This is a genomic window from Kluyvera intermedia (assembly GCF_034424175.1).
Lineage (GTDB): Bacteria > Pseudomonadota > Gammaproteobacteria > Enterobacterales > Enterobacteriaceae > Kluyvera > Kluyvera intermedia.
Genome location: NZ_CP139986.1, coordinates 3174308 through 3193237 on the forward strand (window position 1 = coordinate 3174308; position 18930 = coordinate 3193237).

Annotated in this window: 16 protein-coding genes; 10 read left to right on the forward strand and 6 right to left on the reverse strand. The window is 54.0% G+C overall.

Annotated elements, in window-relative coordinates:
* The first annotated feature begins 70 nt into the window (after positions 1-70).
* Both moeA and moeB read left to right on the forward strand, forming a co-directional pair.
* Positions 71-1306, forward strand: coding sequence for a molybdopterin molybdotransferase MoeA (moeA, locus tag U0026_RS15350; protein WP_062774982.1), 1236 nt, complete (start codon positions 71-73; stop codon positions 1304-1306).
* On the forward strand, positions 1306-2079 hold the full coding sequence (moeB, locus tag U0026_RS15355; RefSeq protein ID WP_062774980.1) for a molybdopterin-synthase adenylyltransferase MoeB: 774 nt from the start codon (positions 1306-1308) through the stop codon (positions 2077-2079). Before moeA ends, moeB begins: the two co-directional genes overlap by 1 nt.
* A 102-nt stretch (positions 2080-2181) precedes the next feature.
* Here the strand turns inward: moeB and fsa are convergent, their stop codons facing one another.
* Entirely contained in the window at positions 2182-2844 is a 663-nt protein-coding gene (gene fsa, locus U0026_RS15360) for a fructose-6-phosphate aldolase (protein WP_062774979.1), read from the reverse strand.
* 133 nt (positions 2845-2977) lie between these two features.
* Here fsa and U0026_RS15365 point away from each other — a divergent pair, with 133 nt between their 5' ends.
* From U0026_RS15365 to U0026_RS15380, 4 genes are all read left to right on the forward strand, one after another.
* On the forward strand, positions 2978-3877 hold the full coding sequence (locus tag U0026_RS15365; protein ID WP_062774977.1) for a glycyl-radical enzyme activating protein: 900 nt from the start codon (positions 2978-2980) through the stop codon (positions 3875-3877).
* A gap of 5 nt (positions 3878-3882) precedes the next feature.
* Positions 3883-6315 (forward strand): formate C-acetyltransferase/glycerol dehydratase family glycyl radical enzyme, encoded by a 2433-nt coding sequence (locus U0026_RS15370; protein WP_062774976.1) that lies wholly within the window; start codon positions 3883-3885, stop codon positions 6313-6315.
* A 210-nt stretch (positions 6316-6525) separates the two neighbouring features.
* Positions 6526-7335 (forward strand): Cof-type HAD-IIB family hydrolase, encoded by an 810-nt coding sequence (locus tag U0026_RS15375; RefSeq protein ID WP_062774974.1) that lies wholly within the window; start codon positions 6526-6528, stop codon positions 7333-7335.
* A gap of 179 nt (positions 7336-7514) precedes the next feature.
* Entirely contained in the window at positions 7515-8786 is a 1272-nt protein-coding gene (locus U0026_RS15380; protein WP_062775076.1) for a DUF1479 domain-containing protein, read from the forward strand.
* An 80-nt stretch (positions 8787-8866) separates the two neighbouring features.
* Here the strand turns inward: U0026_RS15380 and U0026_RS15385 are convergent, their stop codons facing one another.
* Positions 8867-10459 (reverse strand): ABC-F family ATPase, encoded by a 1593-nt coding sequence (locus U0026_RS15385; protein WP_062774973.1) that lies wholly within the window; start codon positions 10457-10459, stop codon positions 8867-8869.
* A gap of 227 nt (positions 10460-10686) precedes the next feature.
* Here U0026_RS15385 and ldtB point away from each other — a divergent pair, with 227 nt between their 5' ends.
* A complete protein-coding gene (ldtB, locus tag U0026_RS15390) occupies positions 10687-11607 on the forward strand; it encodes a L,D-transpeptidase (RefSeq protein WP_062775074.1) in 921 nt (306 codons plus the stop codon).
* 120 nt (positions 11608-11727) lie between these two features.
* Here ldtB and U0026_RS15395 read toward each other — a convergent pair whose 3' ends face one another.
* The 4 genes from U0026_RS15395 to mntR all read right to left on the reverse strand — a co-directional run bounded on the left by U0026_RS15395 (position 11728) and on the right by mntR (position 15682).
* Positions 11728-12444 (reverse strand): GntR family transcriptional regulator, encoded by a 717-nt coding sequence (locus tag U0026_RS15395; RefSeq protein WP_062774971.1) that lies wholly within the window; start codon positions 12442-12444, stop codon positions 11728-11730.
* 15 nt (positions 12445-12459) lie between these two features.
* Entirely contained in the window at positions 12460-13836 is a 1377-nt protein-coding gene (locus U0026_RS15400; RefSeq protein ID WP_062774969.1) for a glycoside hydrolase family 1 protein, read from the reverse strand.
* Positions 13837-14099: 263 nt separating this feature from the next.
* Positions 14100-15212 carry an anion transporter gene (locus U0026_RS15405; RefSeq protein WP_062774968.1) on the reverse strand — a complete coding sequence of 371 codons (1113 nt, stop codon included), beginning with the start codon at positions 15210-15212 and terminating at the stop codon, positions 14100-14102.
* Positions 15209-15682, reverse strand: coding sequence for a manganese-binding transcriptional regulator MntR (mntR, locus tag U0026_RS15410; RefSeq protein WP_062774966.1), 474 nt, complete (start codon positions 15680-15682; stop codon positions 15209-15211). The genes U0026_RS15405 and mntR overlap by 4 nt, the downstream gene beginning before the upstream one ends.
* Before the next feature lie 180 nt (positions 15683-15862).
* Here mntR and mntS point away from each other — a divergent pair, with 180 nt between their 5' ends.
* The 3 genes from mntS (at position 15863) to U0026_RS15425 (ending at position 18917) form a co-directional block, all read left to right on the forward strand.
* On the forward strand, positions 15863-15988 hold the full coding sequence (mntS, locus tag U0026_RS15415) for a manganase accumulation protein MntS (protein ID WP_062774965.1): 126 nt from the start codon (positions 15863-15865) through the stop codon (positions 15986-15988).
* Between the two features lie 255 nt (positions 15989-16243).
* Entirely contained in the window at positions 16244-17848 is a 1605-nt protein-coding gene (locus U0026_RS15420) for a phosphoethanolamine transferase (protein ID WP_062774963.1), read from the forward strand.
* Between the two features lie 115 nt (positions 17849-17963).
* Positions 17964-18917: a nickel/cobalt transporter gene (locus U0026_RS15425; RefSeq protein ID WP_062774962.1), complete on the forward strand. Its 954-nt coding sequence runs from the start codon at positions 17964-17966 to the stop codon at positions 18915-18917.
* Positions 18918-18930 lie beyond the last annotated feature (13 nt).

Below are 18930 nucleotides of genomic sequence, written 5' to 3' on the forward strand. Positions count from 1 at the left end.
GTGGCATACAGTCTGCGGGGCTTTTCTGCCATAATGGGCGCATTCGAACGTTTCCCGCAGGAGTTTACACATGGATTTTACCGCCGGATTGATACCGCTTGATACCGCGCTGACGCAGATGCTAGACCAGATTACCCCGCTGCATGACCGCGAATCAGTCCCGTTGTTGCAGGCGTTCGGCCGCATTACCGCCAGCGATATCGTCTCTCCACTGGACGTACCGGGTTTTGATAACTCGGCGATGGATGGTTATGCGGTGCGCCTGGCCTGTCTTGCGGCGCAAACGCCACTGACCGTCGCGGGTAAAGCCTTTGCAGGGCAACCGTTCCACGGTGAATGGCCTGTAGGCACCTGCATCCGTATTATGACCGGCGCGCCGATTCCTGCGGGCTGTGAAGCCGTGGTGATGCAAGAAGAGACTGAGCAAACCGACGCGGGCGTGCGTTTCATCGCTAACGTCAAGCCGGGGCAGAATATTCGCCGTCGTGGTGAAGACATTGCCGATGGTGCAGTGGTCTTTCCTGCTGGCACTCGCCTGACGGTCGCTGAACTGCCGGTGCTGGCCTCGCTCGGCATTGCAGAGGTGAGCGTCGTTCGTAAAATTCGCGTCGCGCTGTTCTCTACCGGCGATGAACTCCAGTTGCCAGGCCAGCCGTTGGGCGATGGGCAAATTTACGACACCAACCGTCTGGCGGTGCACCTGATGCTCGAACAGCTCGGCTGTGAGGTGATTAACCTCGGCATTATTCGCGACGACCCTGAACAGTTACGCCAAACCTTTATCGAAGCGGATAAGCAAGCGGATGTAGTGATAAGTTCCGGCGGCGTGTCGGTGGGTGAAGCGGATTACACCAAAACGATTCTCGATGAACTGGGCGAAATCAGCTTCTGGAAGTTGGCGATTAAACCGGGCAAACCGTTCGCCTTCGGCAAGCTAAGCCACAGTTGGTTCTGCGGCCTGCCGGGCAATCCGGTATCGGCGGCATTAACGTTCTATCAACTGGTGCAGCCATTGCTGGCTAAGCTCAGTGCATGCAGCCAGGCCACTCAGGCCCCACGTCTGCGCGTGCGCACCACCGACACCCTGAAAAAATCCCCGGGTCGCCTCGATTTCCAGCGCGGTCTGCTGACCCGCAATGACAACGGCGAACTGACGGTATCCACAACCGGCCATCAGGGCTCGCATATTTTCAGCTCCTTTAGCCAGGGTAACTGCTTTATCGTGCTGGAGCGCGAGCGTGGTCGCGTGGAAGCCGGTGAATGGGTTGAGGTTGAGCCGTTTAACCATCTGCTGGGTGGCCTGTAATGACCCTGGAGCTAAGCGATGCCGAGATGCTGCGTTATAACCGGCAAATCATCCTGCGGGATTTTGATTTTGACGGTCAGGAGAAGCTGAAGGCATCGTGCGTATTGGTGGTGGGGCTTGGCGGTTTAGGCTGCGCAGCGGCGCAGTATCTGGCGGCGGCGGGTGCAGGGTTTATGACGCTGCTCGATTTTGACACCGTGTCACTCTCCAATCTGCAACGACAAACGCTGCACAGCGATGCCACTCTCGGCCAGCCAAAGGTTGACTCCGCGCGTGATGCGCTGGCGCGCATTAACCCGCACACTACGCTGGTTACCCTGAATGCGATGCTTGAAGAAGAAGCGCTGTGGGCGCTGATTGCCGAGCATGATGCCGTGCTCGACTGTACCGACAACGTCGCCATTCGTAACCAGCTTAACGCCGGTTGCTTCCAACATAAAATCCCACTGGTTTCCGGTGCAGCAATTCGCATGGAAGGCCAGATTTCGGTCTTTACATATCAGGACGGTGAGCCTTGTTATCGCTGCCTGAGCCGCCTGTTCGGTGAGAATGCGTTGACCTGCGTGGAAGCGGGTGTGATGGCACCGTTGGTAGGCGTGATTGGGTCGATGCAGGCGATGGAAGCGATTAAAGTGCTGGCCCATTACGGCACGCCAGCGGCGGGTAAAATCGTGATGTATGACGCGATGCGCTGTCAGTTTCGAGAGATGAAGCTGATGCGTAACCCGACGTGTGAAGTGTGTGGCCAGGCAGCAACAGATCACTCATTGTAGGCCGGATAAGGCGGCACGCCGCCATCCGGTAATCTGCTCAGTGCTGCCCGATGGCACTGCGCTTATCGGGCCTACGGCTCCACACAAGAAGCGGGTTCCGGTTTACAGCGACGTCCGTCCAAACGCCGTCTGCCAGTCCTGCTCAAACTTCGCCACCGCGGCATCTACTGCCGGATAGCTGATGAGCTGTTGCGCCACATCCAGCGGCAGGGTAATCGACTGACACCCTGCCAGCAGGCAATCCAGCGCCTGACGCGGGGTTTTAAAGCTCGCCGCCAGCACTTTTGACTGCGGCGCATGCAGCGTCAATAAATCCTGCAACTCAGCCACGGTCTGGATCCCGTTACCGCCCTGCGCATCCATACGGTTTACATACGGTGCTACGTATTCGGCGCCCGCTAATGCCGACAGCAGCCCCTGCGCAGCGCCATAGACCGCGGTGCCCAACGTAGGGATTTCTTCGGCTTTCAGCAATTTAATCGCTGCCAGTCCTTCCGCCGTTACCGGCACTTTCACTACCAGATCGGGGATAATTGCCCGCAGCTTATGCGCGTCAGCCACCATGCCGTCAGCGGTCGTCGCCATCACCTGCGCAAACAAGCGCCCTTTGCCGCCCATTGCTTCATACAATTCTGGCAACAGCACGTCCAGCGACTTTTTCCCGGCAGCCACAATACTCGGATTAGTGGTCACGCCCGCCAGTGGGAACACGCGCGCCAGTTTCTTCACAGCCACTACGTCGGAGGTGTCTAGATAGAGTTCCATGATGTTTCCTTAAACCGTGATATTCAGCATGGAATAACACTACCACAGCAAAACCTCATCCTAAGTTGACGCACATCAAGATAACTTTCATTCGAAAGTAATTTAATCTTTATACGAAAGATGAGGGCAGCATATGATTTTCAACATTCAGCGCTATTCCACCCACGATGGTCCAGGCATTCGCACCGTGGTCTTCCTGAAGGGATGTTCACTCGGCTGCCGCTGGTGCCAGAACCCTGAAAGCCGCGCCCGCGGGCAGGATCTCCTGTTCGACCCACGTTTGTGTCTGGACGGCTGCGACCTGTGCCAGAAAGCCGCGCCGACGGTGATTGAACGTGCGCTGAACGGGCTGGTCATTCATCGGGAAAAGCTGGATGACGCTCAGCTTGCCACGCTGACCGACTGCTGCCCAACCCAGGCATTAACCGTCTGCGGCGAAGAGAAAAACGCAGATGAGATTATGGCCACCGTCCTGCGCGACAAACCATTTTACGAACGCAGCGGCGGCGGCATGACGCTCTCCGGCGGCGAACCGTTTATGAATCCCGAACTGGCATTAACGCTGTTAAAAAGCGCGCACGAGCAGGGTATCCACACGGCGGTTGAAACCTGCTTGCACGTACCGTGGCGCTATCTGGAACCAGCACTGCCGTATACCGACCTGTTCCTGGCTGACCTAAAACATGTTGATGAAGCGCGTTTTAAACAGTGGACAGACGGCTCGGCTAAACGGGTACTCGATAACCTGAATCGTCTGGCCGCCGCCGGAAAAAACATCACGCTACGCGTACCACTGATTCAAGGCTTTAATGCTGATAAAGAGTCCATCAAAGCCATTACTGATTTTGCCGCCGACATGAACGTGGTGCGCGATATCCATTTTCTGCCTTACCACACGTTGGGTATCAATAAATATGCCCTGCTCGACCTTCCCTACTTCGCACCCGATAAGCCGCTAAACGACCCGGCACTGTTGGATTTTGCCCAACAGTATGCTCATGAAAAAGGGTTAACGGCGACACTACGAGGATAAAACTGATGACGATGCTAAAACTCGACAAATTAACCAGCCGTATTCAGGCCCATAAAAACGCGCTGGTGCATATCGTGAAGCCACCGGTATGTACGGAACGTGCGCGCCACTATACCGAAGCGTATCAGCAGCATCTGGATAAGCCGATTCCGGTACGCCGCGCGCTGGCGCTGGCGCATCACCTGGCGGAGCGTACCATCTGGATCAAACATGACGAGCTGATTATTGGTAATCAGGCGAGCGTTGTACGTGCGGCGCCGATCTTCCCGGAATACACCGTTAGCTGGATTGAAAAAGAGATTGATGACCTGGCGGATCGCCCAGGTGCCGGTTTTGCAGTCAGCGAAGAGGACAAACGCGTACTGCATGAAGTGTGTCCGTGGTGGCGTGGGCAAACCGTGCAGGATCGCTGCTATGGCATGTTCACCGACGAGCAAAAAGCACTGCTGGCAACCGGCATCATCAAAGCCGAAGGCAACATGACCTCCGGCGACGCCCACCTGGCGGTGAACTTCCCGCTGCTGCTGGAAAAAGGCCTTGACGGTATGCGCGCCAAAGTGGCCGAGCGCCGTTCGCGCATCAACCTGACGGTGCTGGAAGATCTGCACGGTGAGCAGTTCCTGAAAGGGATCGATATTGTGTTGGACGCGGTCAGTCTGCACATTACGCGCTTCGCCGAGCTGGCACGCAAGATGGCCGCTGAAGAGATCCGTGAAAGCCGCCGCGACGAGTTGCTGGCAATGGCAGCCAACTGCGATGTGATTGCTCACGAGCAACCGAAAACTTTCTGGCAGGCATTGCAGCTGTGCTATTTCATCCAGCTGATTCTGCAAATTGAGTCCAACGGTCACTCGGTGTCGTTTGCCCGTATGGACCAGTATTTGTACCCGTACTACCGCCGCGATGTTGAGCTAGAGCAGTCGCTGGAACGCGAGCAGGCCATTGAGCTGCTGCACAGCTGCTGGCTGAAACTGCTGGAAGTGAACAAAATCCGCTCCGGCTCGCACTCCAAAGCCTCCGCCGGTAGCCCGCTGTATCAGAACGTCACTATCGGCGGTCAGAAATTGGTGAATGGTGAAGCGCAGGATGCGGTTAACCCACTCTCCTACGCCATTCTTGAATCCTGCGGTCGCCTGCGTTCAACGCAGCCAAACCTGAGCGTGCGCTATCACGCGGGAATGAGTAACGATTTCCTCGACGCCTGCGTACAGGTGATTCGCTGCGGCTTCGGCATGCCGGCCTTCAACAATGATGAAATCGTGATCCCGGAATTTATCAAACTGGGTATCGAGCCAGAGGACGCTTACGATTACGCGGCCATCGGCTGTATCGAAACCGCCGTCGGCGGCAAGTGGGGCTACCGCTGCACCGGCATGAGCTTCATCAACTTCGCCCGCGTGATGCTGGCAGCGATGGAAGGCGGGCGCGATGCCACCAGCGGACAGGTGTTTCTACCGCAGGAGCACGCGCTGTCGAAAGGCAACTTCAGCAACTTCGATCAAATGCTGGGCGACTGGGATACGCAAATCCGCTACTACACCCGCAAATCCATTGAGATTGAGTACGTGGTCGACACCATGTTAGAAGAAAACGTGCACGATATTCTGTGCTCGGCGCTGGTTGACGACTGTATTGAACGCGCAAAAAGCATCAAGTCCGGTGGCGCGAAGTACGATTGGGTTTCTGGCCTCCAGGTGGGTATCGCCAACCTCGGCAACAGCCTGGCGGCGGTGAAAAAACTGGTCTTCGATCAGGGCATGATTGGCCAGCAGGAATTAGCAAGAGCGCTGGCGGAAGATTACGACGGCTTGACCCACGAGCAGTTGCGTCAGCGTCTGATTAACGGCGCGCCAAAATATGGCAACGATGATGACAGCGTGGATACCCTGCTGGCTCGCGCGTATCAGACTTATATCGACGAGTTGAAGCAGTACCACAACCCGCGCTACGGTCGCGGCCCGATTGGCGGTAACTACTACGCGGGCACGTCATCCATTTCGGCCAACGTGCCATTTGGTGCGCAGACGATGGCAACCCCGGATGGGCGCAAGGCCAAAACACCGCTTGCCGAAGGGGCTAGCCCGGCGTCGGGTACTGACCATCTCGGCCCAACGGCGGTGATAAGTTCGGTTGGGAAACTGCCAACGTCGGCGATTCTTGGCGGCGTGCTGTTAAACCAGAAGCTAAATCCGGCAACGCTTGAAAACGAGAGCGATAAACAGAAACTGATGGCGCTACTGCGCACCTTCTTTGAGGTGCATAAAGGCTGGCATATTCAGTACAACATCGTGTCGCGCGAAACGCTGCTGGAGGCGAAGAAGCATCCGGATCAGTATCGTGATTTAGTGGTGCGCGTGGCGGGGTATTCGGCGTTCTTCACCGCGCTGTCGCCGGATGCGCAGGACGATATTATCGCGCGTACTGAGCATACGCTGTAATTCACGGCCTCCCGGCGGCGCTGCGCTTGGCCGGGCTACTTTGTGCAAGTTTGTCTCCCGGCCAGCGTAGCGCCACCGGGGAAATTTTGTGTAAGTTTGTAGCCCGGCCAAGCGCAGCGCCGCCGGGTCTTTCGAATGAAATAAATTTGTGCTTTAGCTCACATTGTAATTAAATTGCTGCTGGCCGGAGTTACCCCAGGAGCATCCCGTATGACCGTTAAAGTTATCGTCACAGACATGGACGGAACTTTTCTTAATGACGCCAAAACCTACGACCGTTCACGGTTTCTGGCGCAGTTTGAACAGCTTCAACAGCGTGGCATTGAATTCGTCGTCGCCAGCGGCAACCAGTATTATCAGCTCATCACCTTCTTCCCGGAAATCCGAGACCGCATCTCCTATGTCGCCGAAAACGGTGCGTTGGTGTACGAACACGGACATGAGCTTTTCCACGGGGAACTGACTCGCCATGAATATCAAACGGTGATTGGTGAACTGGAAAAAGATCCGCAGCTCCATTTTGTCGCCTGCGGACTGGAAAGCGCCTATATCAGCGAAAATGCACCAGAAGAACTGGTGGCGCTGATGTCCAAACACTATTACCGTTTAAAGCGCGTGGCGAACTATCACGACATCGACGACAAGATGTTTAAATTCTCGCTAAACCTGCCAGACAGCCTTATTCCGGCGTTAGTCGATAAACTCCATATCTCCCTTGATGGCATTATGAAGCCCGTCACCAGCGGCTTCGGCTTTGTTGATCTCATCATTCCCGGTTTGCACAAAGCCAACGGTATCAGCCGCTTGCTAAAACGCTGGCAGATCTCACCGCAAGAGTGCGTGGCGATTGGCGACAGCGGCAACGATGCAGAAATGCTGAAACTGGTGAAGTACGCCTTCGCCATGGACAACGCCGCCGACAGCATTAAAGCCATCGCCGACTATCAGACCGACGATAACAACCACGACGGCGCGCTGAACGTGATTCAAGCTGTGCTGGACGGTACCACCCCGTTCTAATCTTAGCCCGGGCGAGGCGTCTACGCCGACCCCGGGGCGGCTCGGAGCCAAATCCCGGCATCGCTTCGCTCGAACGGGCTATTCCCACCTCAAAACATTAATCTTGCATTAACTTTATTTTAACCTAAAGTATCGCTTGTAATAAAAATAACTTTCGAATGAAAGATTGCGAGGTTGATATGACGGTTATCTTTACCCACGAAACGCTGCCTGCCGATCCTAAAGCGGCCATTCGTCAAATGAAACAAGCGCTGCGTGCGCAGATTGGCGACGTCCAGGCGGTGTTCGACCGCCTGAGCGCCACCATCAGAGCGCGGGTGGCGGAAATTAACGCGCTAAAGGCACAGAATCTGCCGGTATGGCCGGTGATCCCCTTTGCTGATATTGCCGCTGGAAATATCAGCGATGCCTCCCGCGCCGAAGTGAAACGCCGCGGCTGTGCAGTGATTAAAGGCCACTTCCCACGTGAACAGGCGCTGGCCTGGGATCGTTCGATGCTCGACTACCTCGACCTCAACCATTTCGACGATGTCTACAAAGGGCCGGGCGACAGCTTCTTCGGATCGCTGGACGCTTCACGTCCTGAGATCTACCCGATCTACTGGTCACAAGCGCAGATGCAGGCGCGCCAAAGCCCGGAAATGGCGCAGACACAATCATTTTTAAACCGTCTGTGGCAGGTAGAAAGCGACGGTAAGCAGTGGTTTAACCCGGATATTAGCGTGATTTATCCCGATCGCATTCGTCGCCGTCCGCCGGGCACCACCTCGAAAGGGCTCGGCGCACATACCGATTCCGGTGCGCTGGAGCGCTGGCTGCTTCCGGCCTATCAGCAGGTATTCGCCAGTGTCTTTAACGGCAATGTGGATCGCTACGATCCGTGGAATGCAGCACACCGCACCGAGGTTGAAGAGTACACCGTCGATAACACCACCAAATGCTCCGTGTTCCGCACCTTCCAGGGTTGGACGGCGCTGTCGGATATGCTCCCGGATCAGGGGTTACTGCACGTGGTGCCGATTCCCGAAGCGATGGCTTATGTGCTGCTGCGCCCGCTGCTTGACGATGTACCAGACGATGAACTGTGCGGCGTGGCGCCGGGCAGAGTCCTGCCGATCTCTGAGAAGTGGCATCCACTGTTGATGAGCGCCCTCACCTCCATTCCAGCGCTCGAAGCCGGTGATTCCGTGTGGTGGCATTGCGATGTCATCCACTCGGTCGCAGCGGTGGAAAACCAGCAGGGTTGGGGCAACGTCATGTATATTCCCGCCGCACCGATGTGCGCCAAAAACCTCGCCTATGCGCATAAGGTCAAAGCTGCGTTGGAACGTGGTGCATCACCGGGCGATTTCCCGCGTGAAGATTATGAGGCTGCTTGGCAAGGACGGTTTACGCTGGAAGATTTGAACGTCCACGGCAGGCGTGCGCTGGGGATCGAAAGTGCAGATTGAATAGCTGAGGAAAAGAACCCGGCGGCGCTGCGCTTAGCCGGGCTACGCAAATCGGGTTCCCAAGGGAACCCGAAGACATATTACTCGACGCCTTTGGTGCGCAGGTAATCTTCGTAGTTACCGGTGAAGTCCACCACGCGCTCAGGCGTAATTTCAATCACACGGGTCGCCAGTGAGCTGACGAATTCACGGTCGTGAGAAACGAAGATCAGGGTGCCCTGATACATTTCCAGCGCCATGTTCAGTGATTCAATGGATTCCATGTCCAGGTGGTTGGTTGGTTCATCCATCACCAGAATGTTCGGTTTTTGCATCATCAGCTTACCGAACAGCATGCGACCCTTTTCACCACCGGAGAGTACTTTCGCCGGCTTTTTGATATCGTCCTGGCTGAACAGCAGACGACCCAGGAAGCCACGAACGACCTGCTCGTCATCGCCTTCCTGTTTCCACTGACTCATCCAGTCGAACACGGTCAGATCGTTATCGAAATCTTCCGCATGATCCTGCGCGTAATAACCAATTTGCGCATTCTCAGACCATTTCACGGTACCGTGATCCGCAGTCAGTTCACCGACCAGCGTCTTCAGCATGGTGGTTTTACCCACGCCGTTGGCACCCAGAATGGCAAGCTTCTCGCCCACTTCCAGCAGCAGATTGATGTCTTTAAACAGCGGGCCGTTATCGAAGCCTTTCGCAAGTTCTTCAACTGCCAGCGCGTTACGGAACAGTTTCTTATCCTGTTCGAAACGAATGAACGGGTTCTGACGGCTGGAGGCCTTCACTTCGTCAAGTTTGATTTTATCAATCTGACGAGCGCGAGACGTTGCCTGACGAGATTTGGAGGCGTTGGCGCTAAAGCGGCTAACGAAGGATTGCAGGTCGGCAATCTGCGCTTTTTTCTTAGCGTTATCGGACAGCAGACGTTCACGCGCCTGGGTCGCAGCGGTCATGTACTCATCGTAGTTACCCGCGTATACGCGCAACTCGCCGTAGTCGAGATCGGCCATGTGGGTACAGACCATGTTCAGGAAGTGACGGTCGTGCGAAATGATGATCATGGTGCTGTCGCGATCGTTAAGCGTCTGCTCCAGCCAGCGGATGGTATCGATGTCCAGGTTGTTCGTTGGTTCGTCGAGCAGCAGGATGTCAGGGTTTGAGAACAGCGCCTGTGCTAACAGAACACGCAGTTTCCAGCCTGGCGCAACTTCGCTCATCAGGCCCCAATGCTGTTCAACCGGAATACCGACGCCCAGCAGCAGTTCGCCCGCGCGGGATTCCGCAGAGTAACCGTCCATCTCGCCGTAAAGCACTTCAAGATCGGCCACTTTATAGCCATCTTCTTCGCTCATTTCAGCCAGACCATAGATACGGTCGCGCTCTTGTTTCACTTCCCACAGTTCAGCATGCCCCATGATCACCGTGTCCAGCACCGTGAACTCTTCAAAAGCAAACTGATCCTGGCGCAGCTTACCGATGCGCTCGTTCGGATCGAGGGAAACGTTACCCAGCGACGGTTCTAAATCGTTGCCGAGAATTTTCATAAAGGTGGATTTGCCGCTCCCGTTTGCGCCAATCAGGCCGTAACGGTTGCCGCCGCCAAATTTGACGGAGATGTTTTCGAACAGCGGCTTACTGCCAAACTGCATGGTGACGTTGCTGGTAACTAACACGGGAGTATCCTGAAGAATGTGAAGAATGTGACAAACCGCCTATTGTGCCACAATCGGGAATAAAAAGCGCCCGCCTTCGCCAGAGACTAAAATGTAACCCAAGTGAAAAAAATGTGATTTCGTACACATCCGAATTCCCTGCGACAAGGAATGCACATATAATGCGCTCCTACCAACAGTCTGAATTCCCAAACAACGGCCGTAAGGGCACTGATACCTCGCACAACATGAACATTAAATTAACAACGCTTTTCGCTGCGGCGCTTGCTGTCGTAGGCTTCTGTAATTCGGCATCTGCGGTCACGTACCCGCTGCCGACCAACGGCAGCCGCATTGTCGGTCAGAACCAGGTTATCACCATTCCGGATGACAATAAGCAACCGCTGGAATACTTCGCTGCCCAGTATCAAATGGGCTTGTCCAACATGCTGGAAGCTAACCCCGGCGTGGATACTTTCTTGCCAAAAGGCGGCACCGTGCTGAACATTCCTCAGCAAGTGATTCTGCCTGATACCGTGCACGAAGGTATTGTGATTAACAGCGCAGAAATGCGTCTGTACTACTATCCGAAAGGCACTAACACCGTTATCGTGCTGCCAATCGGTATTGGCCAGTTGGGCAAAGATACACCTATCAACTGGACAACCAAGGTAGAACGTAAGAAAGCGGGTCCAACCTGGACACCAACGGCGAAAATGCACGCAGAATATAAAGCCGCAGGCGAGCCGCTGCCAGCCGTCGTTCCAGCAGGTCCAGACAACCCTATGGGCCTTTACGCGCTGTATATTGGTCGCCTGTACGCTATCCACGGGACTAACGCCAACTTTGGTGTTGGCCTGCGCGTCAGCCATGGCTGTGTACGTCTGCGTAACGAAGACATCAAATTCCTGTTCCAGAACGTGCCGGTTGGTACGCGTGTACAGTTTATTGATGAGCCTGTGAAGGCAACGACTGAGCCAGATGGTAGCCGCTTCATTGAAGTTCACAACCCGCTGTCTACTACTGAAGCACAGTTTGAAGAAGGTGAAGTCGTTCCGATTTCTCTGACTAAAGCGGTGCAGGCTGTCACCAGCCAGTCTGACGTTGATCAGAGCATTGTTGAACAGGCGGTGAAAAACCGTTCTGGGATGCCGGTTCGTCTGAACTGATAGGGCATCCGATGTGGATTGCCGGATGGCGGCTAAAGCCTTATCCGGCCTACATTCTGTAGCCGGGAACACACCAGAAATGGTGACAAAAAAATGGCGGGTTAATCACCCGCCATTTTTCTATCCATTATTGACGATAACAATCCCGCCGTGATCGTAACGATAGTGACAGTGCGCATACTCAAGCGGCGTGCCATCATCCAGATAGATAACCTGCTCCACTTCCAGAATCGGGTCGCCCGCTTCGCAGTTAAGATGCTCTTTATCTAGCTCCGTCGGCTTTAATGCCCGTACGACACGGTACGACCCCATCATTTTCAACCCCAGATTTTCCTGCAGGTACTGAAAAACTGAATTTTCCAGATGCTCTTTATTTAGCCCCGGCACCAGCGAGACGGGCATAACGGTAATATCCAATGAGAGTGGCTCACCGTTCAGCAGTCGTAAACGCACAAAATCGTAGATGGGCGCATCGGCATCAATCAGCAGAGAGCTCTGCTCCTTCTGTGTTGGGAAGCGCAGCTCGAAGCGAATCACCTGACTTTCCACTTTGCCCAGATGCCCCCAGGTTTCCGTCGCACCAGAATAATCGCTGCCATGAATGTCCCACTGCGAAAGCTGGAGGAAGTTTTTACGAACAAACGTTCCCAGCCCTTTGCGGGTGTAGATTAACCCTTCAACAATCAGCTGCCGCATCGCCTGCTGAATCGTCATGCGACTGGTGCCAAATTCTGCCGCCAGCGCAAATTGGTCGGGTAATGGCTCAGAAGCGGGATATTGCCGACTTATGATCCGTTTTTTGATTTCCCGCGCTATCGCGATGTACTTCGCTGCCATCACCCGCTCCTGTGGTTACATCTCTTCGCCGTTACTGTGTATGGCTTTTTTCAGCCATGCATAACTTTTCTTCGGTACACGGCACAAATCTTTCAAATCGTGGTTTTCGCGGTTGACGTAAACCACGCCATAACGTTTACGCATGTCACCCTGCGAGCTAAGAATATCAATCAGCCCCCAGCCCAGATAGCCAATGACCTGCGCGCCATCTTCGAAAATGGCCTCTTTCATGGCATTAATATGGTCGCGATGGTAGGCAATGCGGTAATCATCGGCAATCTGGTTTTCACCGTCCCACGATTCAATCACGCCAATGCCGTTCTCAATCGGGAACACCGGTAAACGCCAGTCATTGTAATAGCGGGTAATGATACTGCGAAAACCGAGCGGGTCTATCTGCCAGTTCCATTCGGTCGCTTTCAGGTGTGGATTCGGCTTGTCGCCAAACAACATGTAGTTATTGACCGGTGTATCTTGCGGGATGGGGTCGCTATCGAGCGTTCGGCTGGCGTAGTAACTGAATGCCATATAGTCATTCTTCATGGTTGCCAGCACCGCCAGGTCTTCGTCAGGATAAATATCACGCAGGCCCGCTTTATCGACAAAATACATCACTTCCGGGCTGTAGCCCTCGCCTGCAAATGCACGTAACAGGTTCTGGTTAAAGAACTCATCAAGCTGCCGGGCACAAAAAACATCACGCGGTTTGCAGGTCGCCGGATAGACCTGGGCGTGCGCCAGCATACCGCCCATCAGTTTGCCCGGTTTGGTTTCGTGCAGATAATTCGTCAGGTGGGCGTGCGCCATCATTACGTGATGCTGAATCTGATACAGCTCGCGCAACGTTTTATCGCCGCGCATATAGCCAGAAATCAGGAAAGCTTCTGGCATATGGTAAAGGTTTTGTTCGTTGAAGGTCAGCCACCAGGTCACGCGGTCGCCGAAGCAGTCGATCATTTTTTTACCGTAGCGGACAAAAGCCTCTAACACCCGGCGGTCGGTGAAACCGTTATATTTTTCGGCGAGCGCCAGCGGCATGTCGAAGTGGTAGAGACAGATCATCGGCTCAATGCCACGTTCAATAAGCCCGGTAATGAAGCGTTCGTAGAACGCAATGCCCTCTTCATTGAATTCACCGTCACCGGTTGGGCAAACACGGCTCCAGGCAATCTGGAAACGGTAGCAGTTCATGCCCAGATCTTTCATTAAATCAAAATCTTCTTCAAAGCGATGATAGGAGTCGGTTGCTACCTTCCAGTCAGACGCAAATTCCTTTGGTTCACGGATATCGTAGACCGACATGCCTTTGCCACCTTCATTCCAGGCGCCTTCTGTTTGCATGCTGGAGACAGAGTTACCCCACAGGAAATTGGCGGGCAGTGATGGTTTCATAGTACGGCTCCTATATGACTAGTCATTTAAAGTTAATGACTAGTCATATAGCCGGAAGGTGCAAAGATCCGCAAGCAGGAGGTGCGATTTTTGTGAGTCGGTGAGGGTTTTCCCGGAGTCACAGACGCTCGTCCGGGGTACTTTGTAGGCGTGATAAGCGGCGCGCCATTAGGCGCAACGGTACAGATTGCCGGATGGCAGCGTTGCCTTATCCGGCCTACAACAACCGGTAGCCCGGACGAGCGTCAGCGACTCCGGGTAGGTCAGCGCAAAAGTAGCAGCAACCCATACCCTACTGCCGCAGCCCATAGCAGCATCGGAATCGAATAAAGATGGAAGCGCCACCAGATACGCCGGTCAGCGGCCATGCGCAGTGCAATCAGATTCGCCAGCGAGCCTGGTAGCAGGCCAAAACCACCAACGTTTACCGCCCATGCCAGCAGCATTGACGGCGGGACATAGTTGAGCAGCAAGATGGTCGACGGCACGTTGCTTATGACCTGCGACAGCCCAATCGCCGTCAGCCAAAGCTGACCTTCGGACAAGCTGCTCACCCCCGCCAGTGACTGTTGTAACACCGGGAGTTCCGTTAGCAAGTAGACATCAATAAACATCGCTATAAAGACCAGTAGCAGCGTCCAATCAACGCTTAGCACCACTCGTCGAGCCAGCAGCAAGAATCCGACGGCGATGATAACAAGCCCCCACAGCTCCTGCTGCATCTCCAGCGCGGCGAGGAAAATCAGATAGAACGCCAGACAACTCCACACCAGCAAAGGCTGCCATGACGGTGTGCGGTCACTACTTTGAAACGCGAGTTTTTTGGCCGGGAAACAAAACCAACATAGCACCAGCAGGGTTGCCATCATGGCCAACGCCAGCGGGAGCATCTGCCCGGTAAAGGCCGGGAACGTCAAACCAGAACGCCCCCACAACAAGATATTTTGCGGATTGCCGATAGGCGTTAGCAGCGAACCAGCATTGACCGCCAGCGCCTCGAAGATAATCATCCGGTTAATGGGCAGCGCACACCATTTTTTTAGCGTCAGGGTCAGCGGCACAACGATGAACAGTGCCACATCGTTGGTCAGAAACGTCGACAGTAGCGCCGCCGCCAACACCATAAACAGCGCCAGCTGGCGTTCAGTGGCAAAGCGGCGCGCCATTTTACGTCCCAGGACATCAAAATAGCCGCTCTGCTCAACGCCCTTGGTCAGCAGCATCAGGCCGCTCAGAGTAACAATGGTGTGCCAGTCAATGACCGCGGGCCAATGTGCTGGCGTAAAGGGCACAAAAAAACTCAGCAAAATGCCGATGATAATCAGCAGATGCAGGAAACGGTCGCGCATCAGCGACCGAATAAAAGGGAGATTCATTCAGCGTAATGCCCGTGCTTCTCGGTAAACTGGCGGAACATGTCCAGCGTTTCCTCGCTAACATGATGTTCAATACCTTCCGCATCGCGGCGGGCGGTCTCGGCGCTGATACCCAGCACCAGCAGGAAGTTCTCCACCACCTGATGACGCTCACGGCTTTCTTGCGCCAGCTTTTCCCCTTCCGGGGTGAGGAAAACGCCGCGCCATGGGATCTGCTCAATCAAGCCGACTCCCGCCAGCCGTTTGAGCATTTTCGCGACCGTCGGCTGCGATACCCCAAGACGTGCGGCCATATCAACCTGACGCGCTTCTCCCACCTCGCGGATCAGATCAGAAATCAGCTCAACATAGTCGTCAATCAGCTCCCGACGGTGCGCTTCACGAACCTGACGAAACCCTTCAACGTGCTCTTCGACATTCACCAGCTGCGTCACTTTTTTTGTTATTGGCGTACCTGCGCGACGGCCCATAGAACTTCCTCATCTGTGTGACGCCTTAACGCGTCATATCAAGTGAGCCCATTGTAATGGATTGTGACTCGAGCACAAAAATTTAACGTTTTAGCCATAGCTATAAAATATAGCCTATGCTATATCTGTATGTAATACGAACGCTCATCACGGAATGACGAGCCGGAAGCAGGAGGAACCATGAACGAATTCAAGAGGTGTATCAGCGTGTTTAGCCACTCTCCATTTAAAGTCCGTTTGATGTTGATCGAAATGCTGTGCGACCTGTTCAACAACAAGCCACAGCAGGACAAACCGTCCCGCTAAGCGGCGTCGCGACGCCGCTTCATCACCCTGTCACATTCCGCTGGCAACCTACCCGTTTGAGCTAAAAACCCCGCTTATTTTCTGGTTTTGTAAGCCCCATCCCAAAACAATTCGTTATCAGTAGTTGACCCCGTTATAAGCTGGCTTTATCTTCTTGCAGCCCTGTACTTTGCATCCCCCTTTTCACGCATCGTCTGGTCACTAAAGAACCCTTGACGCCAGGGGACGCACATGGCGTTTTTATAGTTGCGATTTATGAACCTAACCCTGAAAGAATCCCTCACCGCACGTGTGCTTGCTGTTAGCCTGTGGCCAGGACTTTATTTTTTACAATCACTGCTGATTAACCTGTCGCTGGGCTACTCTTTCACGCAGCTATCTGGCTATGGCTGGGATCTGATGTATGCCGCGGCATTTACCTGCGTCTTACATCTGCTATGGCGTACAGCGCCCAGAGTTCAAAAGGTCATTCTGGGGGTATACTCGCTTGTCGCCGCGCTTTACTTCCCTTTCAGCCAGGCTTACGGCGCTCCCAATTTCAATACCCTGTTGGCGATGCACTCCACCAACATGGAAGAATCGACGGAAATCTTCACCATTTTCCCGTGGTACAGCTATCTGGTGGGTCTCTTTATCTTTGCGCTCGGCGTCATCGCTGTCAGACGTAAGGTGGGAAATAAGCCGCGCTGGCGCCTTGTGGAGACGCTGTGTCTTCTGTTTAGCATTGGCGTATTCTTTGTTCAGCCTATCCAAAACCAGCTCTATGGCGGTGTCTTCAAGCTAAAAGATACCGGCTACCCGGCTTTTCGCTTTGTGAAAGACATTATCGTGAATAATCATGAAGTGCTTGATGAACAGCAGCGAATGGCCGCGCTTTCCGGAGTGAAAGATACCTGGAATGTGGTCGCCGTGAAGCCGAAATACCATACCTATGTGGTGGTGATCGGCGAAAGTGCACGCCGTGATGCGTTAGGCGCTTTTGGTGGACACTGGGACAACACGCCGTTTGCCAGTTCGGTTAACGGTAATCTGTTCACCAATTACGTTGCCGCCAGCGGTTCAACGCAAAAATCATTGGGCCTGACTTTAAACCGGGTAGTGGACGGCAAGCCGCTGTATCAGGATAACTTTGTTACCCTCGCCAACCGTGCAGGCTTTCAGACCTGGTGGTTCTCAAACCAGGGCCAGATTGGTGAGTACGACACCGCCATCGCCAGTATTGCGAAACGCGCCGATGAGGTGCAGTTCCTGAAAAGTGGGGATTTTGAAGCGGATAAAAATACCCGCGATGAGGCGCTGGTAAAAATGACCGCTCAGGTGCTCGCCACCCAGCGTAGCCAGCCGCAGCTGATTGTTCTGCACCTGATGGGTTCGCACCCACAGGCCTGCGATCGCACTCAGGGCAAGTATGAACACTTTGTTCAGTCAAAAGAGACGTCATGCTATCTCTATACCATGACGCAAACCGACAACCTGCTGAGCCAGCTCTACACTCAGTTGCGCAGCAATACCGATAGCTTCTCATTGGTCTATTTCTCCGACCACGGTCTGGCATTTAAAGAACGCGGTAAAGCGGTGCAGTACCTGGCGCACGATGATAAGTATCAGCAGAACTTCCAGGTACCGTTTATGGTGCTCTCAAGCGATGATAAAACGCATAACATCATCAAGGCCCGCCGCTCGGCCAACGATTTCCTGAGCTTCTTCTCACAGTGGACAGGCATTCAAACCAAAGAGATCGTGCCGAAATATCGTTTTATCTCGAAGCAAAAAGCCGGCAAGGTCTTTATTACCAATTTCCGCTTACAAAAAGTGGATTACGATACGCTGAAAACGGATCTCTTTGATCCAAAGAGTTAAACCTTCCGCGATCTCTTGCGCTATCCGTTACATCTTGTTCAGGTTAACGGATAGCACATTTTCTTAACATTGCATTACTATACTGTCCTCACGCCCGCTTCTTATAGGTCAAACGATGACAGTGCAACGCCTCACTTCTGACTGGCGAATCCCGGGTGCGGGATTGGCGACTCTCCTGCTACTGGCTGTCGCCTTCAGTTTGCACGCGCACTGGAGTGTTTTTATTCAGTGGTGTCTGGCGACACAAATTACCCTGCATCGCTATCTGGTGATGTATCTGCTTGAGATACATAATCACCAATACAGCGGTGGACTGTGGCTGCTTGGCGGCGCATTTTTGTATGGCGTACTGCATGCTATCGGGCCCGGACACGGTAAATTTATCGTCACCACCTACCTCAGCACCAATAAAGAAAGTCTGTTTGCCGCCCGCGCGGTACCGTTTATTGGCAGCCTCATGCAAGGCGTAAGCGCGATTGCGTTTGTGTTTATTCTGGCCATTGGACTCAATCTGGCGTCCGGCGATGTCAGCATCAGCCGCTGGTTTGTCGAAAAAATCAGTGCTGTCATGATTGGCTTATTCGGCGCATTTATTATTTATCAGGCATGCCAGAACCTGCGTCCGCGCAGACCCATCATCTCGTCCCTCAAACCGCTTCATACGCATGATGAACACTGCGGCTGCGGGCATCATGGCGTGGGAATAACGCTAGCTGAGAGCGACTGGAAGACGCGTCTGGGCGTCATTCTGGCTATTGGTGCACGCCCGTGTAGTGGCGCGATTATGATTCTCATGTTCGCCAATGCGCTCGGCATGGTGACATGGGGGATGGCAGCGGTTATGACCATGGCGCTGGGGACGGGATTGTCGATTCTGGGGCTATCGCTAGCCGTACGTTACGCACGTGAGCGTACCGTCGCCATTTTTGGCGATGCACCGCGTCATCATTGGCTGATGCCGGCAGTCAAAATCGTGGGGGGCGTGATGCTTGTTCTCTTCGCCACCGTGCTGTTCGTGACGGTGATTCCGATAAGCGCTAACGGCGACTACATTGCAGCGGGTTGTTGAATACGGCGGGAAA